This window comes from Cytobacillus sp. FSL M8-0252, from assembly GCF_038007345.1.
GTDB lineage: Bacteria > Bacillota > Bacilli > Bacillales > Cytobacillaceae > Cytobacillus > Cytobacillus kochii.
The window spans coordinates 70,771-91,653 of sequence record NZ_JBBOWZ010000001.1 but is presented as its reverse complement, the minus strand read 5'-3'; the positions used below and the strand labels follow the sequence as shown (position 1 = coordinate 91,653).

General features: G+C 38.3%; 19 protein-coding genes. All 19 read right to left on the bottom strand.

The window, feature by feature from the left end:
• Window positions 1-403 precede the first annotated feature (403 nt).
• The 19 genes from lysS to spoIIE all read right to left on the bottom strand — a co-directional run bounded on the left by lysS (window position 404) and on the right by spoIIE (window position 20,780).
• Window positions 404-1,903, bottom strand: coding sequence for a lysine--tRNA ligase (gene lysS / locus MKX83_RS00450; RefSeq protein ID WP_328200258.1), 1,500 nt, complete (start codon window positions 1,901-1,903; stop codon window positions 404-406).
• A 237-nt stretch (window positions 1,904-2,140) separates the two neighbouring features.
• On the bottom strand, window positions 2,141-3,142 hold the full coding sequence (dusB, locus tag MKX83_RS00445) for a tRNA dihydrouridine synthase DusB (protein ID WP_340977143.1): 1,002 nt from the start codon (window positions 3,140-3,142) through the stop codon (window positions 2,141-2,143).
• 17 nt (window positions 3,143-3,159) lie between these two features.
• Complete coding sequence (locus MKX83_RS00440; protein ID WP_095371256.1) at window positions 3,160-3,384, bottom strand: helix-turn-helix domain-containing protein; 225 nt, start codon at window positions 3,382-3,384, stop codon at window positions 3,160-3,162.
• Window positions 3,300-3,863 carry a 2-amino-4-hydroxy-6-hydroxymethyldihydropteridine diphosphokinase gene (gene folK, locus MKX83_RS00435; RefSeq protein ID WP_095371257.1) on the bottom strand — a complete coding sequence of 188 codons (564 nt, stop codon included), beginning with the start codon at window positions 3,861-3,863 and terminating at the stop codon, window positions 3,300-3,302. Before folK ends, MKX83_RS00440 begins: the two co-directional genes overlap by 85 nt.
• On the bottom strand, window positions 3,863-4,225 hold the full coding sequence (gene folB, locus MKX83_RS00430) for a dihydroneopterin aldolase (protein ID WP_095371258.1): 363 nt from the start codon (window positions 4,223-4,225) through the stop codon (window positions 3,863-3,865). Before folB ends, folK begins: the two co-directional genes overlap by 1 nt.
• Complete coding sequence (gene folP / locus MKX83_RS00425; protein ID WP_341053546.1) at window positions 4,218-5,054, bottom strand: dihydropteroate synthase; 837 nt, start codon at window positions 5,052-5,054, stop codon at window positions 4,218-4,220. The genes folB and folP overlap by 8 nt, the downstream gene beginning before the upstream one ends.
• 10 nt (window positions 5,055-5,064) lie before the next feature.
• Window positions 5,065-5,925, bottom strand: a complete 861-nt coding sequence (gene pabC / locus MKX83_RS00420) for an aminodeoxychorismate lyase (RefSeq protein WP_341053544.1) — start codon at window positions 5,923-5,925, stop codon at window positions 5,065-5,067.
• Complete coding sequence (gene pabA / locus MKX83_RS00415) at window positions 5,915-6,517, bottom strand: aminodeoxychorismate/anthranilate synthase component II (protein ID WP_307319474.1); 603 nt, start codon at window positions 6,515-6,517, stop codon at window positions 5,915-5,917. Before pabA ends, pabC begins: the two co-directional genes overlap by 11 nt.
• Window positions 6,514-7,923 carry an anthranilate synthase component I family protein gene (locus MKX83_RS00410; protein ID WP_341053541.1) on the bottom strand — a complete coding sequence of 470 codons (1,410 nt, stop codon included), beginning with the start codon at window positions 7,921-7,923 and terminating at the stop codon, window positions 6,514-6,516. Before MKX83_RS00410 ends, pabA begins: the two co-directional genes overlap by 4 nt.
• A gap of 171 nt (window positions 7,924-8,094) precedes the next feature.
• Window positions 8,095-9,018: a cysteine synthase A gene (cysK, locus tag MKX83_RS00405; protein WP_095371263.1), complete on the bottom strand. Its 924-nt coding sequence runs from the start codon at window positions 9,016-9,018 to the stop codon at window positions 8,095-8,097.
• Between the two features lie 177 nt (window positions 9,019-9,195).
• Window positions 9,196-10,068 carry a peptidyl-prolyl cis-trans isomerase gene (locus tag MKX83_RS00400; protein ID WP_341053537.1) on the bottom strand — a complete coding sequence of 291 codons (873 nt, stop codon included), beginning with the start codon at window positions 10,066-10,068 and terminating at the stop codon, window positions 9,196-9,198.
• A gap of 108 nt (window positions 10,069-10,176) precedes the next feature.
• Entirely contained in the window at window positions 10,177-11,055 is an 879-nt protein-coding gene (gene hslO, locus MKX83_RS00395) for an Hsp33 family molecular chaperone HslO (RefSeq protein ID WP_095371265.1), read from the bottom strand.
• A 36-nt stretch (window positions 11,056-11,091) separates the two neighbouring features.
• Window positions 11,092-11,871 (bottom strand): type III pantothenate kinase, encoded by a 780-nt coding sequence (locus MKX83_RS00390; RefSeq protein ID WP_322910613.1) that lies wholly within the window; start codon window positions 11,869-11,871, stop codon window positions 11,092-11,094.
• A 491-nt stretch (window positions 11,872-12,362) separates the two neighbouring features.
• Window positions 12,363-14,360 carry an ATP-dependent zinc metalloprotease FtsH gene (gene ftsH / locus MKX83_RS00385; RefSeq protein ID WP_095371267.1) on the bottom strand — a complete coding sequence of 666 codons (1,998 nt, stop codon included), beginning with the start codon at window positions 14,358-14,360 and terminating at the stop codon, window positions 12,363-12,365.
• A gap of 122 nt (window positions 14,361-14,482) precedes the next feature.
• On the bottom strand, window positions 14,483-15,028 hold the full coding sequence (gene hpt / locus MKX83_RS00380; RefSeq protein ID WP_095371268.1) for a hypoxanthine phosphoribosyltransferase: 546 nt from the start codon (window positions 15,026-15,028) through the stop codon (window positions 14,483-14,485).
• 24 nt (window positions 15,029-15,052) lie between these two features.
• Window positions 15,053-16,444: a tRNA lysidine(34) synthetase TilS gene (gene tilS, locus MKX83_RS00375; RefSeq protein WP_341053534.1), complete on the bottom strand. Its 1,392-nt coding sequence runs from the start codon at window positions 16,442-16,444 to the stop codon at window positions 15,053-15,055.
• Window positions 16,445-16,542: 98 nt separating this feature from the next.
• The gene (locus MKX83_RS00370; RefSeq protein WP_341053531.1) at window positions 16,543-17,484 is read right to left on the bottom strand and encodes a serine/threonine protein kinase; all 942 of its coding nucleotides are present in this window, start codon (window positions 17,482-17,484) and stop codon (window positions 16,543-16,545) included.
• Entirely contained in the window at window positions 17,453-18,190 is a 738-nt protein-coding gene (locus MKX83_RS00365; RefSeq protein ID WP_095371271.1) for a VWA domain-containing protein, read from the bottom strand. The genes MKX83_RS00370 and MKX83_RS00365 overlap by 32 nt, the downstream gene beginning before the upstream one ends.
• Window positions 18,191-18,305: 115 nt before the next feature.
• Window positions 18,306-20,780, bottom strand: a complete 2,475-nt coding sequence (gene spoIIE, locus MKX83_RS00360; protein ID WP_095371272.1) for a stage II sporulation protein E — start codon at window positions 20,778-20,780, stop codon at window positions 18,306-18,308.
• Window positions 20,781-20,883 lie beyond the last annotated feature (103 nt).

Here is a 20,883-nt window from a genome sequence, read left to right as displayed (position 1 = left end):
AATTGCTTTTCTACCTTATTAGCTTCGTTTTCATTAGAACAAACGGTTGCCAGCTCTACGTATAGTGAAAAAAAGACTTGAATATCAATTGTTTGATAATGGATTTAATACTGATGCACCCACCTTTACCTTTTCCTATATGGATCACTCTCCTTCTCTAACAATTCAATTGAAAGCAAGGAACACAATTAATAAACCCATGGCAATTAGCAAATAGTCAAAGTGAAGCAGTAAAGTTTAAAGTAACATAACTAAAAAACTAACTAATTTAAAATAGTATAGCTTCTAATAAATTATCAATTTTTACTAATCATAGTACACCGCTTCATTTGTTTAAATACAATTAAAGCCAATAGAAGTTTACTTTTGTAAACTTCTACTGGCTTTTTTCATCCATTAATATTTATTTTTGACGCATATGCGGGAACAATAACACATCTCTAATAGAAGCTGCGTTTGTTAGTAACATAACTAAACGGTCCACACCAATACCTAGTCCACCAGTTGGCGGCATTCCGTATTCTAACGCCTCAATAAAGTCGTTATCCATCATATGTGCTTCATCGTTTCCTTGCTCACGCTCTTTTAACTGCGCTTCAAAGCGTTCTTTTTGATCAATTGGATCATTAAGTTCCGTGAATGCATTAGCGTGTTCTCTAGCGACTATAAATAACTCAAAACGGTCAGTAAAACGTGGATCGTTTTCATTCTTTTTCGCAAGTGGAGAGATTTCTACCGGGTGTCCGAAAATAAAGGTAGGTTGAATCAGCTTCTCTTCTACTTTTTGTTCAAAGAATTCATTGACGATGTGACCATATTGCATATGCTCGGTAATTTCCACACCATGCTCTTTTGCAAGCGCACGCGCTTCATCAACTGATGTTTCTTTCCAGAAGTCTACACCAGTATATTCTTTAACCGCATCTACCATATGAAGTCTTTTCCACTCTGGTTTCAGATTAATTTCGTATTCACCATACTGAACAGTCGTTGAACCTAGAACTTCTTCTGCAATATGCGCAATAAGGTTCTCTGTCAAACTCATAATATCACGATAATCAGCATAAGCCTCATATAGTTCAATCATCGTAAACTCAGGATTATGTCTTGTAGACACTCCCTCATTACGGAATACACGGCCGATTTCATACACTTTCTCCATCCCACCAACAATCAGGCGTTTTAAGTGTAGTTCAATGGCAATACGCATATATAATTCCATATCCAACGCATTATGATGTGTAATAAAAGGTTTTGCTGAAGCCCCACCAGCAATAGCATGCATCATTGGTGTTTCTACTTCAAGATAACCTTGATCATCTAGATAACGTCTCATAGATTGTATAATACGACTACGAGTAATGAAGGTATGTTTACTTTCTTCGCTCATAATCAAATCTAGGTAACGCTGGCGATATCTTTGCTCCACATCTTTTAAACCATGGAATTTATCAGGTAAAGGACGTAGGGCTTTTGTTAATAATTCAAATTGTTTTGCTTTAACAGAAAGTTCCCCTACTTTTGTTTTGAAAAGAACACCCGAAACACCGACAATATCACCTAAATCAGCAGATGTAAAAACTTCATATGCTTCTTCACCAACAGCATCCTTACGAACGTATAATTGGATTTGTCCAGATAAATCTTGAATATGAGCAAAACCCGCTTTACCTTTACCGCGTTTTGTCATAATTCTACCTGCAATGGTTACAGGAATTTCTTTTTCCTCTAATTCTTCTTTTTCAAATTGAGAGTATTCCTCAACCAATTGCTGTGATTGATGTGTGCGATCAAATCTTTTTCCGAAAGGATCTACGCCTTGTTCACGAAGACTGTTCATCTTTTCACGTCTAACCACTAATTGGTCATTTAATTCTTCATGATTTTGACTCACAGATACCATCTCCATCTTAAATCTTTTATGTAGACGCCTAAGGGCGGTTTACGAAGATTTAGTATTTTATATCTCTATTATTGTACACAATACAACAACGACAGACATCTATTAAGTAAAGAAATAGAATAAAAACTGCCAGCAAGTGACTGGCAGTCGTTCATTGTTTCACAGAAATATTATAGTTAAATATAAAAATGATGTCAAACCCGCTATTAAACGCTAGTTGCCACTAGTTGTAGTTAATTAGACTGCTTTTGAAGCTTGTCTTTCTTTTTCTTCCATTTCCACTACTAACTCAGAAAGGACGTTTACAACATCTTCTCTAGTATTACATTCATTAATAGCTGCACGAGCTTTTGCATTTCCTTTGATTCCTTTTAAATACCAAGCCGCATGTTTACGCATTTCCCGCACAGCAATATGTTCATTTTTCAGTTCAATCAATCGATCCATATGCAATGTACAGACATCCATTTTCTCACGAACGGACGGTTCTCCCATGAGCTCTCCAGTTTCTAGATATTTGACAGTCCGATAGATCATCCACGGGTTCCCTAAAGCTGCGCGTCCAATCATCACCCCATCGACACCTGTTTCATCTAACATTCTTTGGGCATCTTGGGGAGTCTGTACATCTCCATTACCGATTAACGGGATTTGAATGTTTTGTTTTACTTCTCGAATGATGTCCCAGTTAGCTGTACCTTCATACATTTGCACTCTCGTACGACCGTGCAACGAGACCGCTTTACCTCCAGCACGTTCTACTGCTTGGGCGTTTTCCACGGCGTATATATGGTCTTCATCCCAACCCATACGCATTTTGACTGTTACGGGCTTTTCTACCTCCGACACAACCGCTGAAACCATTTCGTAGATTTTATTTGGGTCTAAAAGCCATTTGGCACCCGCATCACATTTGGTGATTTTCGGCACAGGGCATCCCATATTAATATCGATAATATCTGCATTGGTATTTTGGTCAACAAATTTCGCTGCCTCAACCAAGGTTTCTTTTTCCCCACCGAAAATTTGTAGACTTAACGGCTTTTCACGCTCATCTATATACAGCATATTCATTGTTCTTTCATTTTTTAAAATAATGCCCTTATCGCTCACCATTTCGGCACATACAAGTCCTGCTCCGAATTCTTTTACTGTTAATCGGAATGCAGAGTTACACACACCAGCCATCGGTGCAAGGACCACTCGGTTCTTGATGTTAACATCACCAATTTGAAACATATCCGAGAGACCTCCTTCTATTTATGAATTTCCTGCTCTTCAGGTGGAGCTAAATCCTCCATTGTCACATGTAGTAATGTTGTAATTTTTTCTAGTAATTGTTCCGTAGGCATACGATTACCTCTTTCAATCTCACCAATAATAGAAACTGATATACCTAACTTTTTCGCAAAACCTTCTTGGGTGTATCCTTTGAGCTTTCGAAAAGCGCGAATACGTCTCCCCCATTTTTCCGCTTCCATATCCGAACTCCTTTTTTGTCTGGGATCGCCTCTAATTTCTCATGTAAAGGCTGTTCCTCATCCGGTAAGCAAATGGTTGGTTGAATCTCTAGAAGTGGAATGAGCACGAAAGCTCTCTCATGCATACGTGGGTGTGGAACGATTAACGTCTCTGTCTCAATATTTTCTTGATTATACAGTAAAATGTCAAGGTCTATATTTCTTGGCCCCCAACGAATAACCCTTTTTCTACCAAGATCTTGCTCAACTCTTAATAAAGCTTTTAATAGTTGCGAAGAAGATAATGTCGTGCTAACTTGTATAACCATGTTCAAAAATTGAGCTTGGTCTTCAAATCCAACAGGGTCCGTCTCATATATGGAGGAATAATTTACTATTTCTATATCTTTACTCTTTGCTAGCTCACTTATTGCTTCATATAAGTTTACTTCTCGATCTGGCATATTTGAGCCCAAGCCGATAAAAGCTATATTTGTCACTATTTCCTACTCCTTGTCATTTCTATCGCTACAGAATCATAATGACCCGGAATAGGGGGATCCGGCTTCACTACTTTTACAGTTATTTGAGATATTTGTTTAAAGGTGGCTAATGCTTCTGAGGCAATTTTCTCTGTTAATGCCTCTACTAACTTGAATGGTTTGCCCTCTACTATTGTCTTACACAACTCATATAGATCTGCATAATTTATCGTGTGATTTAAATCATCACTTTTCCCCGCTTCACTTAAATCTAACTCAATTGTTAAATCTACATAAAAACGTTGTCCTAGGCGATTCTCTTCAGTAAATACCCCGTGATATCCATAAAACGCCATGCGATTTAAATAGATTTTATCCAAGATTAACATCCTTCCCAATAAGCGCATCCATCATTTTAGCCATACGGCTCATTTCCTTTACATCATGTACACGCATAATCTGACAGCCCTTTTGAATACCATAACAGACTGTCGCCCCTGTCCCTTCCATTCTGTCATCAACAGGTAGGTTAAGCACATTGGCTATCATTCGTTTCTTTGATGTACCTAGCAATACTGGATAACCAAACGCCACAAGCTGATCAAGATGACGCATCATTTCTATGTTATCTTCATGGCTTTTCGCAAATCCTATACCTGGATCTAAGATGATATTGTCATCCCTAACCCCCGCTGCCTTAACAATTGCGATACTTTCATATAAGTCATTCATACAATCTCTAAAGAATGAACCATATTTTTCATTATCTCTATTATGCATTAAGATAATGGGGACATCTTTTTCAGCGGCTAATGATGCCATTTCTTTATCTCTCTTCGCACCCCATATATCATTAATAATGTGCGCACCTGCTTCTAGGGCGTGCTTCGCCACTTCTGCTTTATAAGTATCAATAGAAAGAGGAATTCGAACTTCCTTTACAATCGCTTCTATCGCGGGAACAACTCGTGCAATTTCTTCCTCAACAGAAATCTCTTCATATCCTGGCCTCGTAGATTCGCCACCAATATCGATAATATCTGCTCCAGCCTCCACTAATTCCTTCGCTCTCTTTACCACATTCTCTAATTGGTTGTATTTACCACCATCAGAGAAAGAATCAGGCGTGATATTAAGTATGCCCATAATTAATGTCTTCCTACTATAATCTAAGGTATAAGAACCACAATGTAATACACTGTTTGTCATGCTATTCCTCCTAAAATGAATCTCTACTCCATAAATTCTCTCTTTGTTGTTTGTATACCCCCTGCAACAAGGTTACTATCGGTCCATTTAGACCAGGGAGCTTTCGACCTTCCATTGTTTTAAGCGGAACAATTTCCTGAATAGAGTTGGTAATAAATATCTCATCTGCATCAACGATTTCAGCACGGTGGAACACACCTTCTTCAATCTCCAACCTTAACTTTTTAGCTATCTTTATAATAAATTGCCTCGTAATACCGTTTAAAATACCTGTATCAATCGCTGGTGTGTATAACACATTTCCTTTAGTCCAAAAAACATTAGAAGAAATGCCTTCAGCCAAAAAACCTTCCTTTGTTAAAAAAATTCCCTCTAACGTATTATCTGCACCTAATTCCTGTTTGGCTAAAATATTGTTTAAAAAGTGGTGTGATTTTAAACGTTCAACCCCTTCTGGTGTATTTCTTCTAATTGAAAGGATTTTTCCGTTTTTTTCAACCGGTAGGGGGGCTTCAGGTAATTCATTGGCAAAAATAATAACGGTAGGTTCTATATAATGGTCAGCCCTTAAACCTACTTCACCTATTCCCGCAGAAACATTTACTCTTATTCTAGCATTTCTTAACTGATTCATTTCTAATAATTCAGCTAAACGAAATTGTAACTCTTCTCGCCCATTAAATGGACTACGAATACATACAGCATCTAACCCTTGTTTCAACCGCGCTAAATGGTCATCCAATAAAAACGGATGTCCATTGTATATACGAAAGGTTTCAAATAAGCCTAAACCATATAAATACCCATGATCAAATGGAGAAATACTCGCTTCTTCTTTTCGCACCAGCTTGCCATTGACACTAATATACAAAGTGTTTGCCCCCTTGTTGAATGAGGTCATGCTGATTAAGGAAGTTTAAGAGCAAACCTTTTCCTGCTGAAGTCATAATGGATTCAGGGTGAAACTGCACTCCTTCTATTGGTAAAAGGCGATGTTTAATACCCATAATTTCACCTTCCTCCGTCCACGAAGAGACTTCGAAGCAATCTGGAAGGGTCTCTCTCTCCACAATTAAAGAATGATAGCGTGTAGCTAAAAACGGCACTTCAATTCCCCTATAGATCGTTTGTTGGTTATGAAAAACGGGTGAAGTTTTCCCATGCATCAATCTATCTGCTCGCACAACCTTGCCTCCAAATACTTGTGCAATTGATTGATGCCCTAAACATACACCGAAGATAGGGAGTTTCCCAGCAAAAGCTTCTATCGCCGCTAAGCTAATACCCGCTTCATCCGGACTACAGGGTCCTGGTGAAATCATTAAGCACGAGGGGGAAAGTGCTTCTATATCAGCGATTGTGATTTCATCATTACGCTTAATTAACACATCTGCACCTAATTCCCCTAAATATTGCACCAAATTAAACGTAAAAGAATCAAAGTTATCAATCATTAATATCACTTTTTCCAATCCCCCTTCTCTTCAGCTAACTCCTTTGCACGCCATAACGCCTTGGCCTTCTTTAACGATTCTTTATATTCTAAATGCGCTTCAGAATCAATAACGATCCCCGCTCCTGCTTGTACATATGCCACTTCCTCTTTGACTAGCATTGTTCGAATCATAATATTCAACTCTAAATCACCATTAAAGCCGATCCAACCAAGCGACCCTGTATAAATACCTCTTCTTACTGGTTCTAACTCATCAATTATTTCCATCGTTCTAATTTTCGGTGCACCTGTGATTGTGCCGCCTGGAAATGAGGCATCGATTAAATCGTACCCATCTCTACCGTTAGCTATTTGCCCCCTTACATTCGACACAATATGCATGACGTGGGAGTATTTTTCAATCACCATAAACTCATTAACTTCAACCGTTCCATATTGGCACACACGTCCTAAGTCATTCCGTTCTAAATCAACAAGCATGACATGCTCAGCCCGTTCCTTTTCATTTTCAATCAATTCATTGGCTAATTTAAGATCCTCTCTTTCATCCTTACCACGTGAACGAGTACCCGCAATTGGCCTTGTACTCACTTCATCGCCTTTTTTCTTTACTAATAATTCTGGCGAACCACTGACAAGCTGGTAATCAGGGGTATTTAAATAACCCATATAAGGAGATGGATTCAGTTCACGTAATTGACTGTACACTTCGATGGGAGGAACGTTCAACTTTTGGCTTCCTCTTACAGAAAGGTTGACTTGGAACACATCACCACTCGCAATATATGATTGTACTTTTTCCACTGCTTGAACAAACGTTTCTTCACTGATGGAAACGTCTTTTAAAGTAGGTTCCTTTTCTCCAGCTAATTGTACCTCTCCTTGTTCCACTTCCTCTGTCCAACGATTCACCCATGCTGTTTCCCTCGAGGTGACACCCTCTTCTTTATCATGGGCAAATATCAACCATAATTCTTCTGTATCATGATCAAAAACGAACCATTCTTCAAATAAGAAGAAGTGCGTATCAGGCATTTCCAAATCATCTTCAGTCATGTCTGGTAGGTTTTCAATATAACGTCCGTAATCATAACTTACAAATCCCAATACACCTCCATGAAAATCTGGTAAACTCCCTAAAGGCTCTTCGATTTCATATTGCTTTAACCACTTTTTCATTTCATGTAATGGGTTGCCATGTGCCACTTGCACCCCTTCACTTGTTTTTATGTATAACTTATTATCTTTCCCCGTAAACTCTACGACTGGACAAAAGCCAGCCATACTATAACGGCCACTTCTACCGCTCTCTAATAAAATATGTATATCATAGTCCTTAGCTATCTTTTTGTATAATGGAAAAAACCATTCCTTCGAATAGCTTAACTTTTTTGTATGTATCATCTTTTTCATTGAATCTCACCTCATACTCATCATACCGAAATGCTTACAAATTACTAGTCATTTTCTCATTGTAATAATTGTTAATCAAAAAAGAAGGCTAGTCACCAAGTACGATGGCGCCAGCCTTCATTTTTGAATAAAAAAACAGCAGTGCTCATCACTGCCGTTTTCTTTATCGTTTTAATCAAATTGATAAAGTGGTGTACTTAAGTAACGTTCTCCATTACTTGGAATAATCGCCAATACTTTTTTGCCTTCTCCAAGCTCTTTGGCTACCTTTAAAGCCGCGTGAATAGCTGCACCTGAAGAGATACCACCTAGAATCCCTTCCTCTTTAGCCGCTCGACGGGCTTGAGCAAACGCATCTTCATTGGCAACAGCGATAATTTCATCATATACCTTTGTATCTAATATCTCAGGTACAAATCCTGCGCCAATACCTTGAATTTTATGCGGTCCAGGCTTTCCACCTGAAAGAACAGGAGAATCAGCAGGCTCAACTGCATAAATCTTAATATCCTTGTATTTTTCCTTCAGTACTTGACCAGCACCTGTAATCGTGCCACCTGTACCAATACCAGCAATAAATGCATCTAATTGATCGCCCATTTGCTCAACAATCTCTTTTCCTGTTGTCTCACGATGTACTTCAGGATTTGATAAGTTTTCGAATTGTTGCGGCATGAAGTATCCATGCTCTTTCGCCAATTCTTGCGCTTTTCTTATTGCTCCACCCATACCATCTGGTCCTGGCGTTAACACTAATTCTGCTCCATATGCACGAAGAAGATTTCTTCTCTCCATACTCATGGTCTCAGGCATCACTAAAATCGTTTGATACCCTTTTGCTGCAGCAACCATAGCCAGACCAATACCGGTATTCCCACTAGTTGGTTCAATAATTGTGTCGCCTTCTTTTAAATCACCACTTTTTTCTGCGGCTTCTATCATTGCATTGGCAATACGATCTTTTACACTGCTTCCAGGATTCATATACTCCAACTTCAAATAAATATCCGCACTTCCATCTTCTACAATACGATTAAGCTTCACTATTGGTGTTTGTCCGATGAGTTCAGTAATTGAATTTGCAATACGTACCATCTTCTCCACTCCTTATTCCGAGTATTATTATTGGTTTTATTTTAATTTATCAATCACACAACCAATTGTCAACGAATATGCAGGCATAAAGCCCTTTAATTATTAGAAAATTTAAAACTTTATACCTGAACAATTTATGTTAGCTTATGCTATATGATACCTATAAATAACAAAAAACTACAATGCACCATCATAAAAAGTTTCAATGTCCACTTCATCCTTAAAAGGTTCAGTAGAAACAGGAAGATCCATTTGTTCTAAAGCCATTTGTCTCCGTATTTGGGATTTAACATCCTTAAAGGAATAGGTTTCTCCCTCAACAAACTCTTGTAACAGAACTATAGCATACCCCTCATCGGTCTTTACTGGGTCAGACCATTCTCCAGCTTTTAAATCTTGCGCCGCTTTAATGATGGTTTCATAATTTTCGTCATCAACTGTCACATAACCAAGGTCGCCACCCTGGGCAGCTGTTAAAGTATCTGTTGATTTTTCCAATGCCATAGCTGTAAAGCTTGAGCCATTGTCTAATTCTTTCACTGTTTGTTCTGCTTCTTCTTTATTTGCCAGTACAATTTGTGATAGATGATATGTATCCTTAATTTCATATTGAGCTTGGTTATCTTCGAAGTATTGTTGCAGTTTTTCCTCAGAAATACTGACTTCTTTTGTTAAAAGCTCCTCAAGCATTAAACTATCTTTAATTTGCTTTCTCCATTGTTCTTCATTGATTGATAAAGCAGCGGCAGACGTGCCATACGCTGATTTTAACATTTTGATTTCACGGTCAATTTCTTCTTTATCTATTTCAACATCGTATTTATCTCCAGCAGCCTCGATGACCTTCCCATCAATCATTTCGTCTAACACTTCTTTCCCGTAGCGACCCTCCATTTCATTTAACCAATCTTGCCTTGTAATTTCATCTTTTCCAATCTGTGCCACAACTTCAGATTGACTCGGTTCGCCCTTCCCAAGAAAATAAGCAACGCTCATAAAGTTAATCACAATGAGTATTAATATGATTAACCATAAATGTTGTCTTTTCAAAGCTCCTCCCCCTACTACTTTTCATATATTTCTGTATAAAAAAAGGCTTAGGCGCACCTTCTATTCCCTATTGTTCTTAAGAATCAAGATACGCCCAAGCCCTCACATTTATTTTGCTTCTTGTTTAAATGCTTCAAGTTCTTCTTTATTATAGTGATAAGCTTCATTACAGAAATGACATTGTGCCTCTGCACTACCTTCTTTCTCTATCATATCTGCAATTTCCTCTTTTCCTAAACTAATAATCGCATTCCCAAACCGTTCTTTTGAACATGTACAAGTAAAACTAACATCCATCTTTTCTAAGAAATTCACTTGATCTTTACCAAGAACACTTTGTAAGATTTCTTCTGGTGTTAGCCCCTTTTCAATCATTGTTGAAACAGGTTCAATATGTGATAGCCTCTCTTCAATTGCTGCAATTGTTTCTTCATCGGTTCCAGGCATTAACTGGATAATAAAACCACCTGCAGCTAATATACTATTGTCATCATTGACTAATACACCCACACCAACGGATGAAGGTGTTTGTTCAGATGTGACAAAGTAGTAAGTAAAATCTTCCCCTAGCTCTCCTGATACAATCGGTACTTGTCCAGAAAAGTTTTCTCTCATTCCAATGTCTTTTACCACTGTCAAAGTACCTTCTGTTCCAACCCCACGACGGACATCAAGTTTGCCTTGTGCATTGGATTCAAAATGCACTTGAGGATGAGTCACATAACCACGCACTTCCCCTTTTGCATTACTATCAACCAGGAGTGGGCCAAGTGGGCCATTACCTTCGATTTTAATAGTGATTTTGTCTTCTCCCTTTACCATCGCCCCCATCATTACACCAGCGGACATTGCTCTCCCGAGTGCTGCTGAAGCAACTGGCCATGTATGATGCCTTCTTTGCGCTTCTCCTACTGTTTCTGTTGAACGAACGGCAAATGCCCTCACTTGTCCTTCATAAGCTAAAGCTTTTACTAAATAATCACTCATTTTAATACTCCTTCCATAACGAATACAGACGTTATTCTACTTTTTTATCGTGTCCATATTCCGTTTATAAATAAGCTGTAAACCTTTTAAAGTTAAAAATGGATCAATAATATCTATAACCTTTGATTCTTTTGCGATCAATGAGGCCAACCCACCTGTACCTATAACAAGCGGTTCCTCTTTTGCTTGTAACTTCATCCTACTTACAATCCCCTCTACTTGGCCAACATAGCCAAAGAGAATGCCTGATTGCATAGCTGAGACGGTATTCTTTCCAATAATCCCATCAGGCCTGACAATCTCTATTCGCGGTAATTTCGCTGCCCTAGAGTAAAGCGCTTCAGTAGAGATACCAATACCAGGTGCAATCGCACCACCCATATACTGTTTATGCTCATTAATATAACAATACGTAGTTGCTGTGCCAAAATCAACAATTACGAGCGGACCGCCATATTCATGAATACCTGCCACCGCATTAACAATTCTGTCGGCTCCCACTTCTTTTGGATTATCATACTTAATATTCAAACCTGTTTTGACCCCTGGACCCACAATTAATGGTTTGATATGAAAGTATTTTTCACACATTCGCTCCAAAGCAAACATAATCGGAGGAACAACGGAGGAAATAATAATACCATCTATATCAGCAAAAGATAATTGCTCATGCTCAAACAACGATTTCACAATCATTGCATATTCGTCCTCTGTCTTATGACGATCAGTCTCTATTCGCCAATGATACTTTAACTCATCTCGTTGATAAACACCCATCATCATATTCGAATTCCCTACATCAAAAACAAAGATCAAGCACCCTCACCACACTTACCATAAAATAATTACACTTTAATACTGAGAACATCATATCACACCTCTGTTCAGATTATCCAAATTATAAAACTCCAACCCTATTGCCTCAACGCTGAATGAATGAAGATTCATCATTTCTATTTAATAGGACAACTTACTAAATAATTTCCTTTAGTGCATATCTCTAATCAATAGTAGCTTTCCCCTTACTTCATTAAAAAGAAATAAAATCGGTCAAGTTATGTAGTTCTTGCTCCGTTAATAATTAACCATAGGTGGTTGTATAATTGTATAAACCTGACTTGGTATACCAACATTTGTTCTGCTACCTTTGATGAATTTCCTCTTGTTACACGCGCAAAACCATTTTATTCCAATATCTTCTATAAGTTTCCTCTTATTGCACGAAGAAATTTCCTGTTATACGTTTCAACCCCCACTTATAGACAGAAAAAAAGCCCCTCAATAGTGAGGCGCTTTTTCTTTTTTGATTAAGATTTACGATCTTCATCAATTGCTGGAGGCTCTTCTTCTTCAGCAGGGGATTGTTTTTCCCTTGTTTCAGTGATTTCACCTTCATTATCTTTACGATCGTCATCTTTTCGAATATTAACCTTAATATTTGAATCTTCTATTGTTTCACTTGTTTTAGAAGCTGGGCGTTCAGGTAGTGTACCATGATCAGATAGATGTTTAATTTGCTCTGCATCTAGCGTTTCCACTTCTAAAAGTGTTTTTGCAATGATATCTAGTTTGTCACGGTTCTCTGTAAGGATTTGCTTACAGCGTTGGTAACATTCTTTAATCATGCTTTGAATTTCTAGATCAATCTCATATGCAATCGCATCTGAGTAATTACGCTCGTTATTAAAATCTCTACCTAAGAATACTTGACCACCTTGTGATTGACCAAATTGTAGAGGTCCGAGTTTGTCACTCATTCCAAATTCAGTTACCATTCGGCGTGCAATACCTGTTGCACGTTGGAAGTCATTATGGGCACCAGTAGAAACCTCACCAAACACGATTTCCTCTGCTACACGTCCTCCAAGTAAACCAACAATTTTATCAAGTAATTCTGGCTTCGTTTGGAAGTAACGATCTTCTCTCGGCAGCATAACAGCATATCCGCCTGCTTGCCCACGAGGTACAATTGTTACTTTATGAACCATATCAGCTTCATCTAAGATTAAGCCGATTACAGTATGACCTGCCTCATGGAAGGCCACAATATTTCTTTCTTTTTCAGATATAACACGACTCTTCTTAGAAGGCCCTGCAATTACACGGTCAGTCGCTTCATCCACATCGGTCATATCCACCTTCTTCTTATTCTGACGAGCGGCAACAAGTGCTGCTTCATTCAATAAGTTTTCAAGGTCTGCACCAGAGAACCCTGGTGTACGTTGAGCAATCGTTTTTAAGTTTACCGACTCATCTAACGGTTTATTTTTTGCATGAACTTTTAATACCGCTTCACGACCTGTTACATCCGGACGATCAACTGTAATTTGACGGTCAAAACGACCTGGACGTAATAACGCAGGGTCAAGGATATCTGGACGGTTTGTTGCAGCAATGATAATAATTCCTTCATTTGCACCGAAGCCATCCATTTCTACAAGCAATTGGTTAAGTGTTTGTTCACGTTCATCATGCCCACCACCGACACCGGCGCCACGCTGACGACCAACCGCATCAATTTCATCAATAAAGATGATACATGGTGCGTTTTTCTTCGCATTCTCGAATAAGTCACGTACACGAGAAGCACCAACACCGACAAACATCTCAACAAAGTCAGAACCACTAATAGAGAAGAAAGGTACGCCTGCTTCTCCCGCAGCTGCTCTCGCTAATAACGTTTTACCAGTACCTGGAGGTCCCACTAATAGAACACCTTTAGGGATTCTCGCACCAAGTTCTGAGAATTTTCGTGGGTCCTTCAAGAATTCAACAACTTCCACTAATTCTTGCTTCTCTTCGTCCGCACCTGCTACATCTTTAAAACGGACCTTCTTCTTGCTTTCATCATACAACTTCGCCTTACTTTTACCGAAGTTCATTACACGGCCACCGCCGCCTTGAGCTTGGTTCAATAAGAAGAAGAATAAAATGAAAATGATGATGAATGGAATCATCGTTGTAAAGAACGTTACCCAGCCATTTGCTTCTTCTGCTGGTAGGATCTCTAATTTCGAATCACTTGCTAACTCTTCCACTCGGTCTATTACAGAGTCACTATTAGCAATATATGTGATAAAATATTTACCTTCTTCATAGCCTTCTAATTGACCACGTACTTCATAAACGCCCCTTACAGGCTGTAAACTAAGGCTTTCAACTTGACCAGACTCTAAATTCTCAACAAATTGGTCATAAGTCATTGCCTCTGTCGGTTCGTTATTGCCATTAAAGAAACTGACAACCCCTATAATGACTAAAAATATTAATAAATAAAAGATGGTGTTACGGAAAATCCGATTCATCCCTTACCTCCTCCCACGGTAAACAAACTACATAGTATCGTATCATACAAAATTGTGCATATACAAGGAATTACACTTGGTCAGACTGGGTTTTGTAAAGTATTTCACACATCGCATTTCACTTAATTATTATTGCTATACACCTCAGGTTTTAAGATACCAATATATGGTAAGTTTCGGTATTTCTCAGCATAATCTAATCCATATCCTACAACAAACTCATCTGGTACATTAAATCCTACGATATCCGCTTTAATTGCTGCTTTTCTGCCAGTTGGTTTATCAAGCAGAGTAACAATTTTTATCGATTTCGCTTTACGATAACGGAATAACTCTACTAAATAGCTCAAAGTTAATCCACTATCTATGATATCTTCTATGATGAGGACATCACGTCCCTCAACAGAAGTATCAAGATCTTTCAAAATCTTTACCTCTCCTGAAGAGACCATGGAATTCCCATAACTGGATACATCCATGAAATCCATTTCAAGATGAGTATCAATTCGTTTAATTAGATCGCTCATAAATGGCATTGCGCCTTTTAAGACACCTATAACAAGAGGAAAACGTCCATCATACTCCTCTGTTAATAAGCCGCCCAACTCTCTCACTTTTTGCTGAAGCTCTTCTTCAGTAATTAAGATTTTTTCAATTTCGTTTCGCATCTTATTCCTGTGCCCCCTAGAAGATCATTGCTTTATGTATTTCAGAAAAATATAGCTTGTATCAGGTGAATATTCAGCTGCTTGATCAGACTTTTTTAATCCTGGTAGCCATATAATGTTACCATTTGCATCCGTAACAACAGGCCATAAATCCCGTTTTTGCCGCGGAATTTTCTGATCGATAAAGATATCCTTTAACTTTTTGCTACCATTTATTCCTTTTAACTTCATCCTATCTCCATTTTTCCTTGTACGGATCGTTAATGGAAAGGCGATATCCGCTTTAACCAAAAGATAATCCATTTGTTGATATTCCTGTAATGGGTGACCGACATAATGCATGCTGATCTCGCCTACTTCAGGAATAACATAGTTTCCTGGCTCTTGTATTTGAAATAAATACGGCTGTACGGTTGTTTTTTTACTAGTGGAGAAGAAACAACAATCATATGAACGTACAACTGTTAAACCATTTGGGAAATGTAAGGTTCCAGACGGATGAGGATGAGAAATTAAGGAAAAAACATTTTCAATATGTGTAGCGGATAAAGAAGATGGCCTTTCCTGATATAGATAATTTAATATTAGTTGAATCACTCTTCTTTGTAAAGGTTTTGCGACATCTGTAAATCTGTCAATATAAAGAAGAATTTCACTAGCACTTTTCCTCTCTGTTACACTATTCAATTGTGCTTCTGCTAATTCCTGCATAAATACCTCATCTTCGCTCAAATCCTCACTAAGGCGTTGGAAATGGTTATGCACTTGAGGATTTTCCCTTTTTAAAAAAGGCAAGATATTTTTCCTAAAACGATTTCTGCTATAGATTTCCTTTACATTACTAGGATCTATTCTAGGTTCTAAATGATGAGTCTCTACATAGGAATCAATTTCATTTCGACTTAAGCAAAGGAACGGCCGTATAATTGCCCCTCTACTAAAAGGTCGTATAACTGGCATACCCGCTCTAGCAAGACCACTACTCCCTCTTGTCATTCTCATTAACATTGTTTCAATTTGATCATCACCATGATGACCTAATGCAATGTAATCAAGCGCTTCTCTTTGCATCACTTGCTCAAAGAAACGATAGCGACAGTCCCTTGCAGCAATTTGCGAGCTTTTCCCCGTTTCCTTCATATGTGCAGAAACATCCATTCGTTGCATATGAAAAGGAATGCCTGACTTCTGACAATAGCGTTCTACAAACTTAGCGTCTTCAAAAGATTCTTCGCCCCTAAACATATGATCCACATGGATTACTACTAATTGAAAACACTCTTGTTTACTTAATTGCTGCATAAAGTGAAGTAAGCTTAAGGAGTCAGGTCCTCCTGAGACAGCAATTCCCACACGCTTATTCTCCAATTCAATGCCCTTTTGTGATAAAAATGCTTTTACCTTTGCATAAAACATAACATTCTTCCCTTATGTTAAACTATTACTTCTACTAAAAGGATATCACTTTTTTAATGTTTATTTCCAAAGAAACGATTATTTATGCCTAAACCCTCTCACACCATTTGACTATATAAATAGAAAAAGTAAATACAACCAATAAACAAGATTAAAACGAACGCTCCAGTTTTTCCATTGGGCTTTCCTTTAGTCTTTCGGGATGTTTGCCTAGCTGGTGGGGACACATGAGTTTGCTTATATGAACAGGCAAGCAAGGCTTGTCTCATATCTTCAGCAGTTTTAAACCTGCCTTGAAGTGCTGGTATGACAACTCCTTCATAAGTTTTTAAGATTTTATGTTTCTTTACCCTATCCATTAATTGTTCTAAACCCCTTCCGTCTTTAGAGAAACGGCTTGGATAGGCACAGTGAATAAAAACCATAGCTGTTGAGAATAAATCATAAGTAGGTTCAGCTTTTCTACTACCAAGCCCCCAATATCCTCGGTCGTAAAACTCTGTAAACTCCTTAATGGCTCTACCTTTTAATGTTGTTCCTCCTACATCTATACACCGAATGCGCGGAGCTCTTCCTGTGACAATCAGATTCTCTGGTTTTAAATCTCCAAATACCCATCCCGCTTTGTGCAGCTCCTCTAGATCAGAAAGTAATTGCAGCATGAGCACAGGTATCCACGCCTCTCCTTTCTGTTTAATAAAAGAGTGGAGATCAGGACCATGGATATATTCCATCACATAAAAAGAATACATAGTGGATGAGGAAAATTGCCAATCATCAACATCAAGCAAAGAAGGTCCTAGGGTAGACCCTTGGACCTTCGTAAAGGATTTTAGCACATTCACTTCAGAAGTTACTGTATACCCATTTTCACTTATTTTTAAAGCAACGAGTTGCCCAAGGTATGTGGCGAGATAAACTACACCATTAGCCCCTGCACCTAGTTCTTTTTCGATACGGTATTGCTTGTGATGCCATTTCCCGTTAATAATCGCACCTTTTTGTAGATTAAATTGACTCTTCATAGTACTCATCGTCATTTCTAGAAATTAAATTGCGTAATGATCGTTTCTTCTCAAAATAGGTAATCGCCTCTCTTAAAGCTGGTCCAGTGGGTGTAATACCACCTGTTGAGAGTTTAGCGAACACAGAAGTTAACGATTCGAGCTTAGGTGTCCAATCTAGCAATTTTTCGACATCATTCTTTTTCCCGGGAAATACAAACAGAGAAAATTTATTTTTTCCCGTGCGTGCATTTAAGCTTAAAGATAGATCAAATAAGGCTTCTTTGACTGTAGGTAGCTTATGTTTCATACTTGCACTCGTATCGACAAGAATCAACACTTCCATTTCAACCGTTTCCCCTAGCTCATCCACAACCTCCATTACCTCGCCTCTTTGTTCTGGAGGCAAATCCTCAATCGTTTGTTTATTTCCTAAGATTTGCGTGAGTTCACGATTGACTACTCCTTGTAATGTTTGTGTCATCGCCTGCCTTGTTACCATCTGTACAGTATGTGATAGCTGTCTAGCATATACGACTTGACTTACCCCACCCCCGGAAAGGGCAATACTCTCAATTTCCTGCATTCCCTTCTCATCAATAACGTCATTCTCCATTACACCTATCACATTTACGGAAACTCCCTGCTCTTTTGCTAGAGCCGACATCGCTATAGGGTCTTCTCCAACGTTTGAACACCCGTCTGTAATAAGTAAAATTTGTTTTAGGGTACCTGTTTTCATCTTTTTCCCTCCTAATCTGATAGAAGTTACTTAGTGATTACTAACCATTTTCAACGGATTAGAAAGGAAATATACATAAAAATGACATCTATTGGAGATTCTATTCTATTTAACATTAATTCGCTTGTTTATGGAACGGTATACTCGACCATTTCGGGATATTGTGCTTTACTTTTGCCACCATCACCGTCATATCATCATCAATACGTCCAGCTCTTGATCGAATCACCTCTTCCATAATTAAATCTGCCACTTCTTGTGGGTCGTTCGTTTTTAACTCGGTTATTTTCCTCTTCATCCAAAGATCAAAGTTCTCCACATGTTTCGGCCCTTCAAATACACCATCGCTCATCATAATGAGTAAATCCTCTGCTTTTAATTGCTTACTAACAACATCGACATCGAATTCTTCAATCATGCCTATGGGTAAATTACTTGCCTGCACTTTCATCACTTGGCTCCCTCTTTTAATAAAACTCGGTGTAGAGCCTATTTTCAAAAATTTAGCATCAGCATTTTGTAAATCAATCATCGCCAAATCTAATGTGGAGAAAATTTCATCTGTTGTCCTTAATGACAGAACAGAATTGACCGATTTTATGGCCACTTGCTCTTCTATACCTGATTGCAATATTTTCTGTAGTAATTCTAACGTTTCTTTGCTTTCTATATGTGCTCGTTCTCCATTTCCCATCCCATCACTAATGGCAATTGCATACTTACCGCTACCTAATTCAATTGTTGAATAACTATCTCCTGATATTAAGCCACCGTCCTTAGCCGCATGTGCCACTGCCGTATCAATGACATATGCCTTTGCTGAGCGAAAAGTAACATGGCAATAATCGTTGGCATAACTCGCACATTCCTCAGATTTAACTAAGATTGTTTCTCCTAATATATCTGAAAGCATTGGCGCAATTAATTTCTCACATTCCCCGTGTCCATTACAGTATGGGATCGTCATCTCTATATCAACATCACCTTGCTCCAAGCTATAAATTTCTACCTGTTCTACCTCTACCCCAAATTCTTGGATGGCCTCTAATATCAGTTCTTCCTGTTTATGATGATTCTCTCGCTCTCTTTGAATTTCTTTAGCAAAATCCCCCATCACTGCAGATACACCTAATAATTGATCTGCCACAAGCTTCCTACTTTCTTGCACTTGTTTTTTCAACCGTTGATTTGCTTTATAAAAAGTAAGCTCCTGTTGAATCACTTCTGTTGTTTTCTTCGATCTTGTACAGTGTTTTTCCCACTCCCTTTCTAGTCGTGAAGAAATTTGTCCATCTTTTTCATCTAAATCATGCATAATATTTTTCATATAATCATATGTTGTATCAAAGTTCCTAGCCCAGCAGTGATCCTTTTTAAAGCAAGTTTGGCATGTCTTCTCTGTGACATTACTTAGGAAATAATCCAATTCTCGATCTGTCTCATCATTTTCCACCACAGGAGCTTGATGTTGCATGGCAAAGCTTTGCGATAACGCTTGAAAAACATTAGAAAACTGAGAAACTCTGTGCGCAGTTACATCCCGCATTTTTCTCATATACTGCTGTTGCTCTGCCGCATATTCCGCAGTCCCAGGGATATGTTTCGCTAGCTTTGACGTAAAACTTTGAGGCGTTAATAGAAATAGAAATATTGCTACTCCAGTTTCGTATAAACCAATTAATAAGTTTGACTGATTGTCACCATACATTCCCATGAGTAGGGTAGCAATAAGCAAACCAAATGCCACACCTATTTTCTTCCCTTCTTTTAATAACCCACCTAACAAACCAGAGAATGCTAATAAACTCATATGGAAAAAGCTTGAAATATTAGCCAAACTAAATATTAGCCCTGTCACGACACCAACCGTTGAGCCTACCGTGGCACCTGCGACAAATGAAAACACAAGCACCAAATAACGAGACATCACATGTTCGACTGATAGGTCATACACTGTCCATCCGATTGTTCCTGTCATTACTGAGGCTAGCATAATAATGAGGCAGACGATTTCCTCTGTTTTTAATGATTGCCTCCTCCGATTAAAAAATAGTAACGGCAGGCTCTGTAGGAATATTAAACATAGGATAAATCCTAAACTAGCCTCTACACCAGCCATCATGAAATCATACATCGCCACATGTCCCGTTATAATATAAGATTGGATAATCGAACTGATTAATAATGTCACAGCCACATATATAGGCATTACTTTTAATTCATTGGTAACCCACTTTTTACTTATCCGAAAAACAAACAGAAAAAAGAAAGATGTTAAAAACGTGGTCACACCATGAGTAAATGATAAAGTCGAAGCTCCTCCAATCAATCCAATTAAAGCAAGCGGTGCTTTATCCTTTCTTACTAAATACATCGCAGCAAAAAAGGGCAGAGTGAATGGTGTTAACTGGGACAATATAAGGGCTCGTCCAAGTAAAAAACCAATAATTAAAAACAAGTACCCCTTCTTAATAAAGAAAGTTTCTAAGCCCGTCTGTATTTTCCCACCTATTTTTGAGAGCTCCATCTTGGGACGACGAAGATCCACTTCCCCTATCGGTTCTGCAATTGTTCGTTCGAGTTTTTCCATCATTCCCACTCCCTATTTGTTTCTTTTTCGCTATTATAAAGGGCTATGTCTTAAAAGTTTGTCAAAATAATGGACAAATACCTCTTTTTCGTTCGACTGATTT

What these genes read in the sequence shown, in the direction of transcription:
- spoIIE (WP_095371272.1), bottom strand. Translation starts at nt 20,780, where the DNA reads ATGGAAAAACTCGAACGAACAATTGCAGAACCGATAGGGGAAGTGGAT.
- hpt (WP_095371268.1), bottom strand. Translation starts at nt 15,028, where the DNA reads ATGCGAAACGAAATTGAAAAAATCTTAATTACTGAAGAAGAGCTTCAG.
- hslO (WP_095371265.1), bottom strand. Translation starts at nt 11,055, where the DNA reads ATGAGTGATTATTTAGTAAAAGCTTTAGCTTATGAAGGACAAGTGAGG.
- lysS (WP_328200258.1), bottom strand. Translation starts at nt 1,903, where the DNA reads ATGGTATCTGTGAGTCAAAATCATGAAGAATTAAATGACCAATTAGTG.
- MKX83_RS00410 (WP_341053541.1), bottom strand. Translation starts at nt 7,923, where the DNA reads ATGAAAAAGATGATACATACAAAAAAGTTAAGCTATTCGAAGGAATGG.
- tilS (WP_341053534.1), bottom strand. Translation starts at nt 16,444, where the DNA reads ATGTTTTATGCAAAGGTAAAAGCATTTTTATCACAAAAGGGCATTGAA.
- cysK (WP_095371263.1), bottom strand. Translation starts at nt 9,018, where the DNA reads ATGGTACGTATTGCAAATTCAATTACTGAACTCATCGGACAAACACCA.
- folP (WP_341053546.1), bottom strand. Translation starts at nt 5,054, where the DNA reads ATGACAAACAGTGTATTACATTGTGGTTCTTATACCTTAGATTATAGT.
- MKX83_RS00370 (WP_341053531.1), bottom strand. Translation starts at nt 17,484, where the DNA reads ATGACGATGAGTACTATGAAGAGTCAATTTAATCTACAAAAAGGTGCG.
- MKX83_RS00365 (WP_095371271.1), bottom strand. Translation starts at nt 18,190, where the DNA reads ATGAAAACAGGTACCCTAAAACAAATTTTACTTATTACAGACGGGTGT.
- ftsH (WP_095371267.1), bottom strand. Translation starts at nt 14,360, where the DNA reads ATGAATCGGATTTTCCGTAACACCATCTTTTATTTATTAATATTTTTA.
- MKX83_RS00440 (WP_095371256.1), bottom strand. Translation starts at nt 3,384, where the DNA reads ATGGAAGCGGAAAAATGGGGGAGACGTATTCGCGCTTTTCGAAAGCTC.
- dusB (WP_340977143.1), bottom strand. Translation starts at nt 3,142, where the DNA reads ATGTTTCAAATTGGTGATGTTAACATCAAGAACCGAGTGGTCCTTGCA.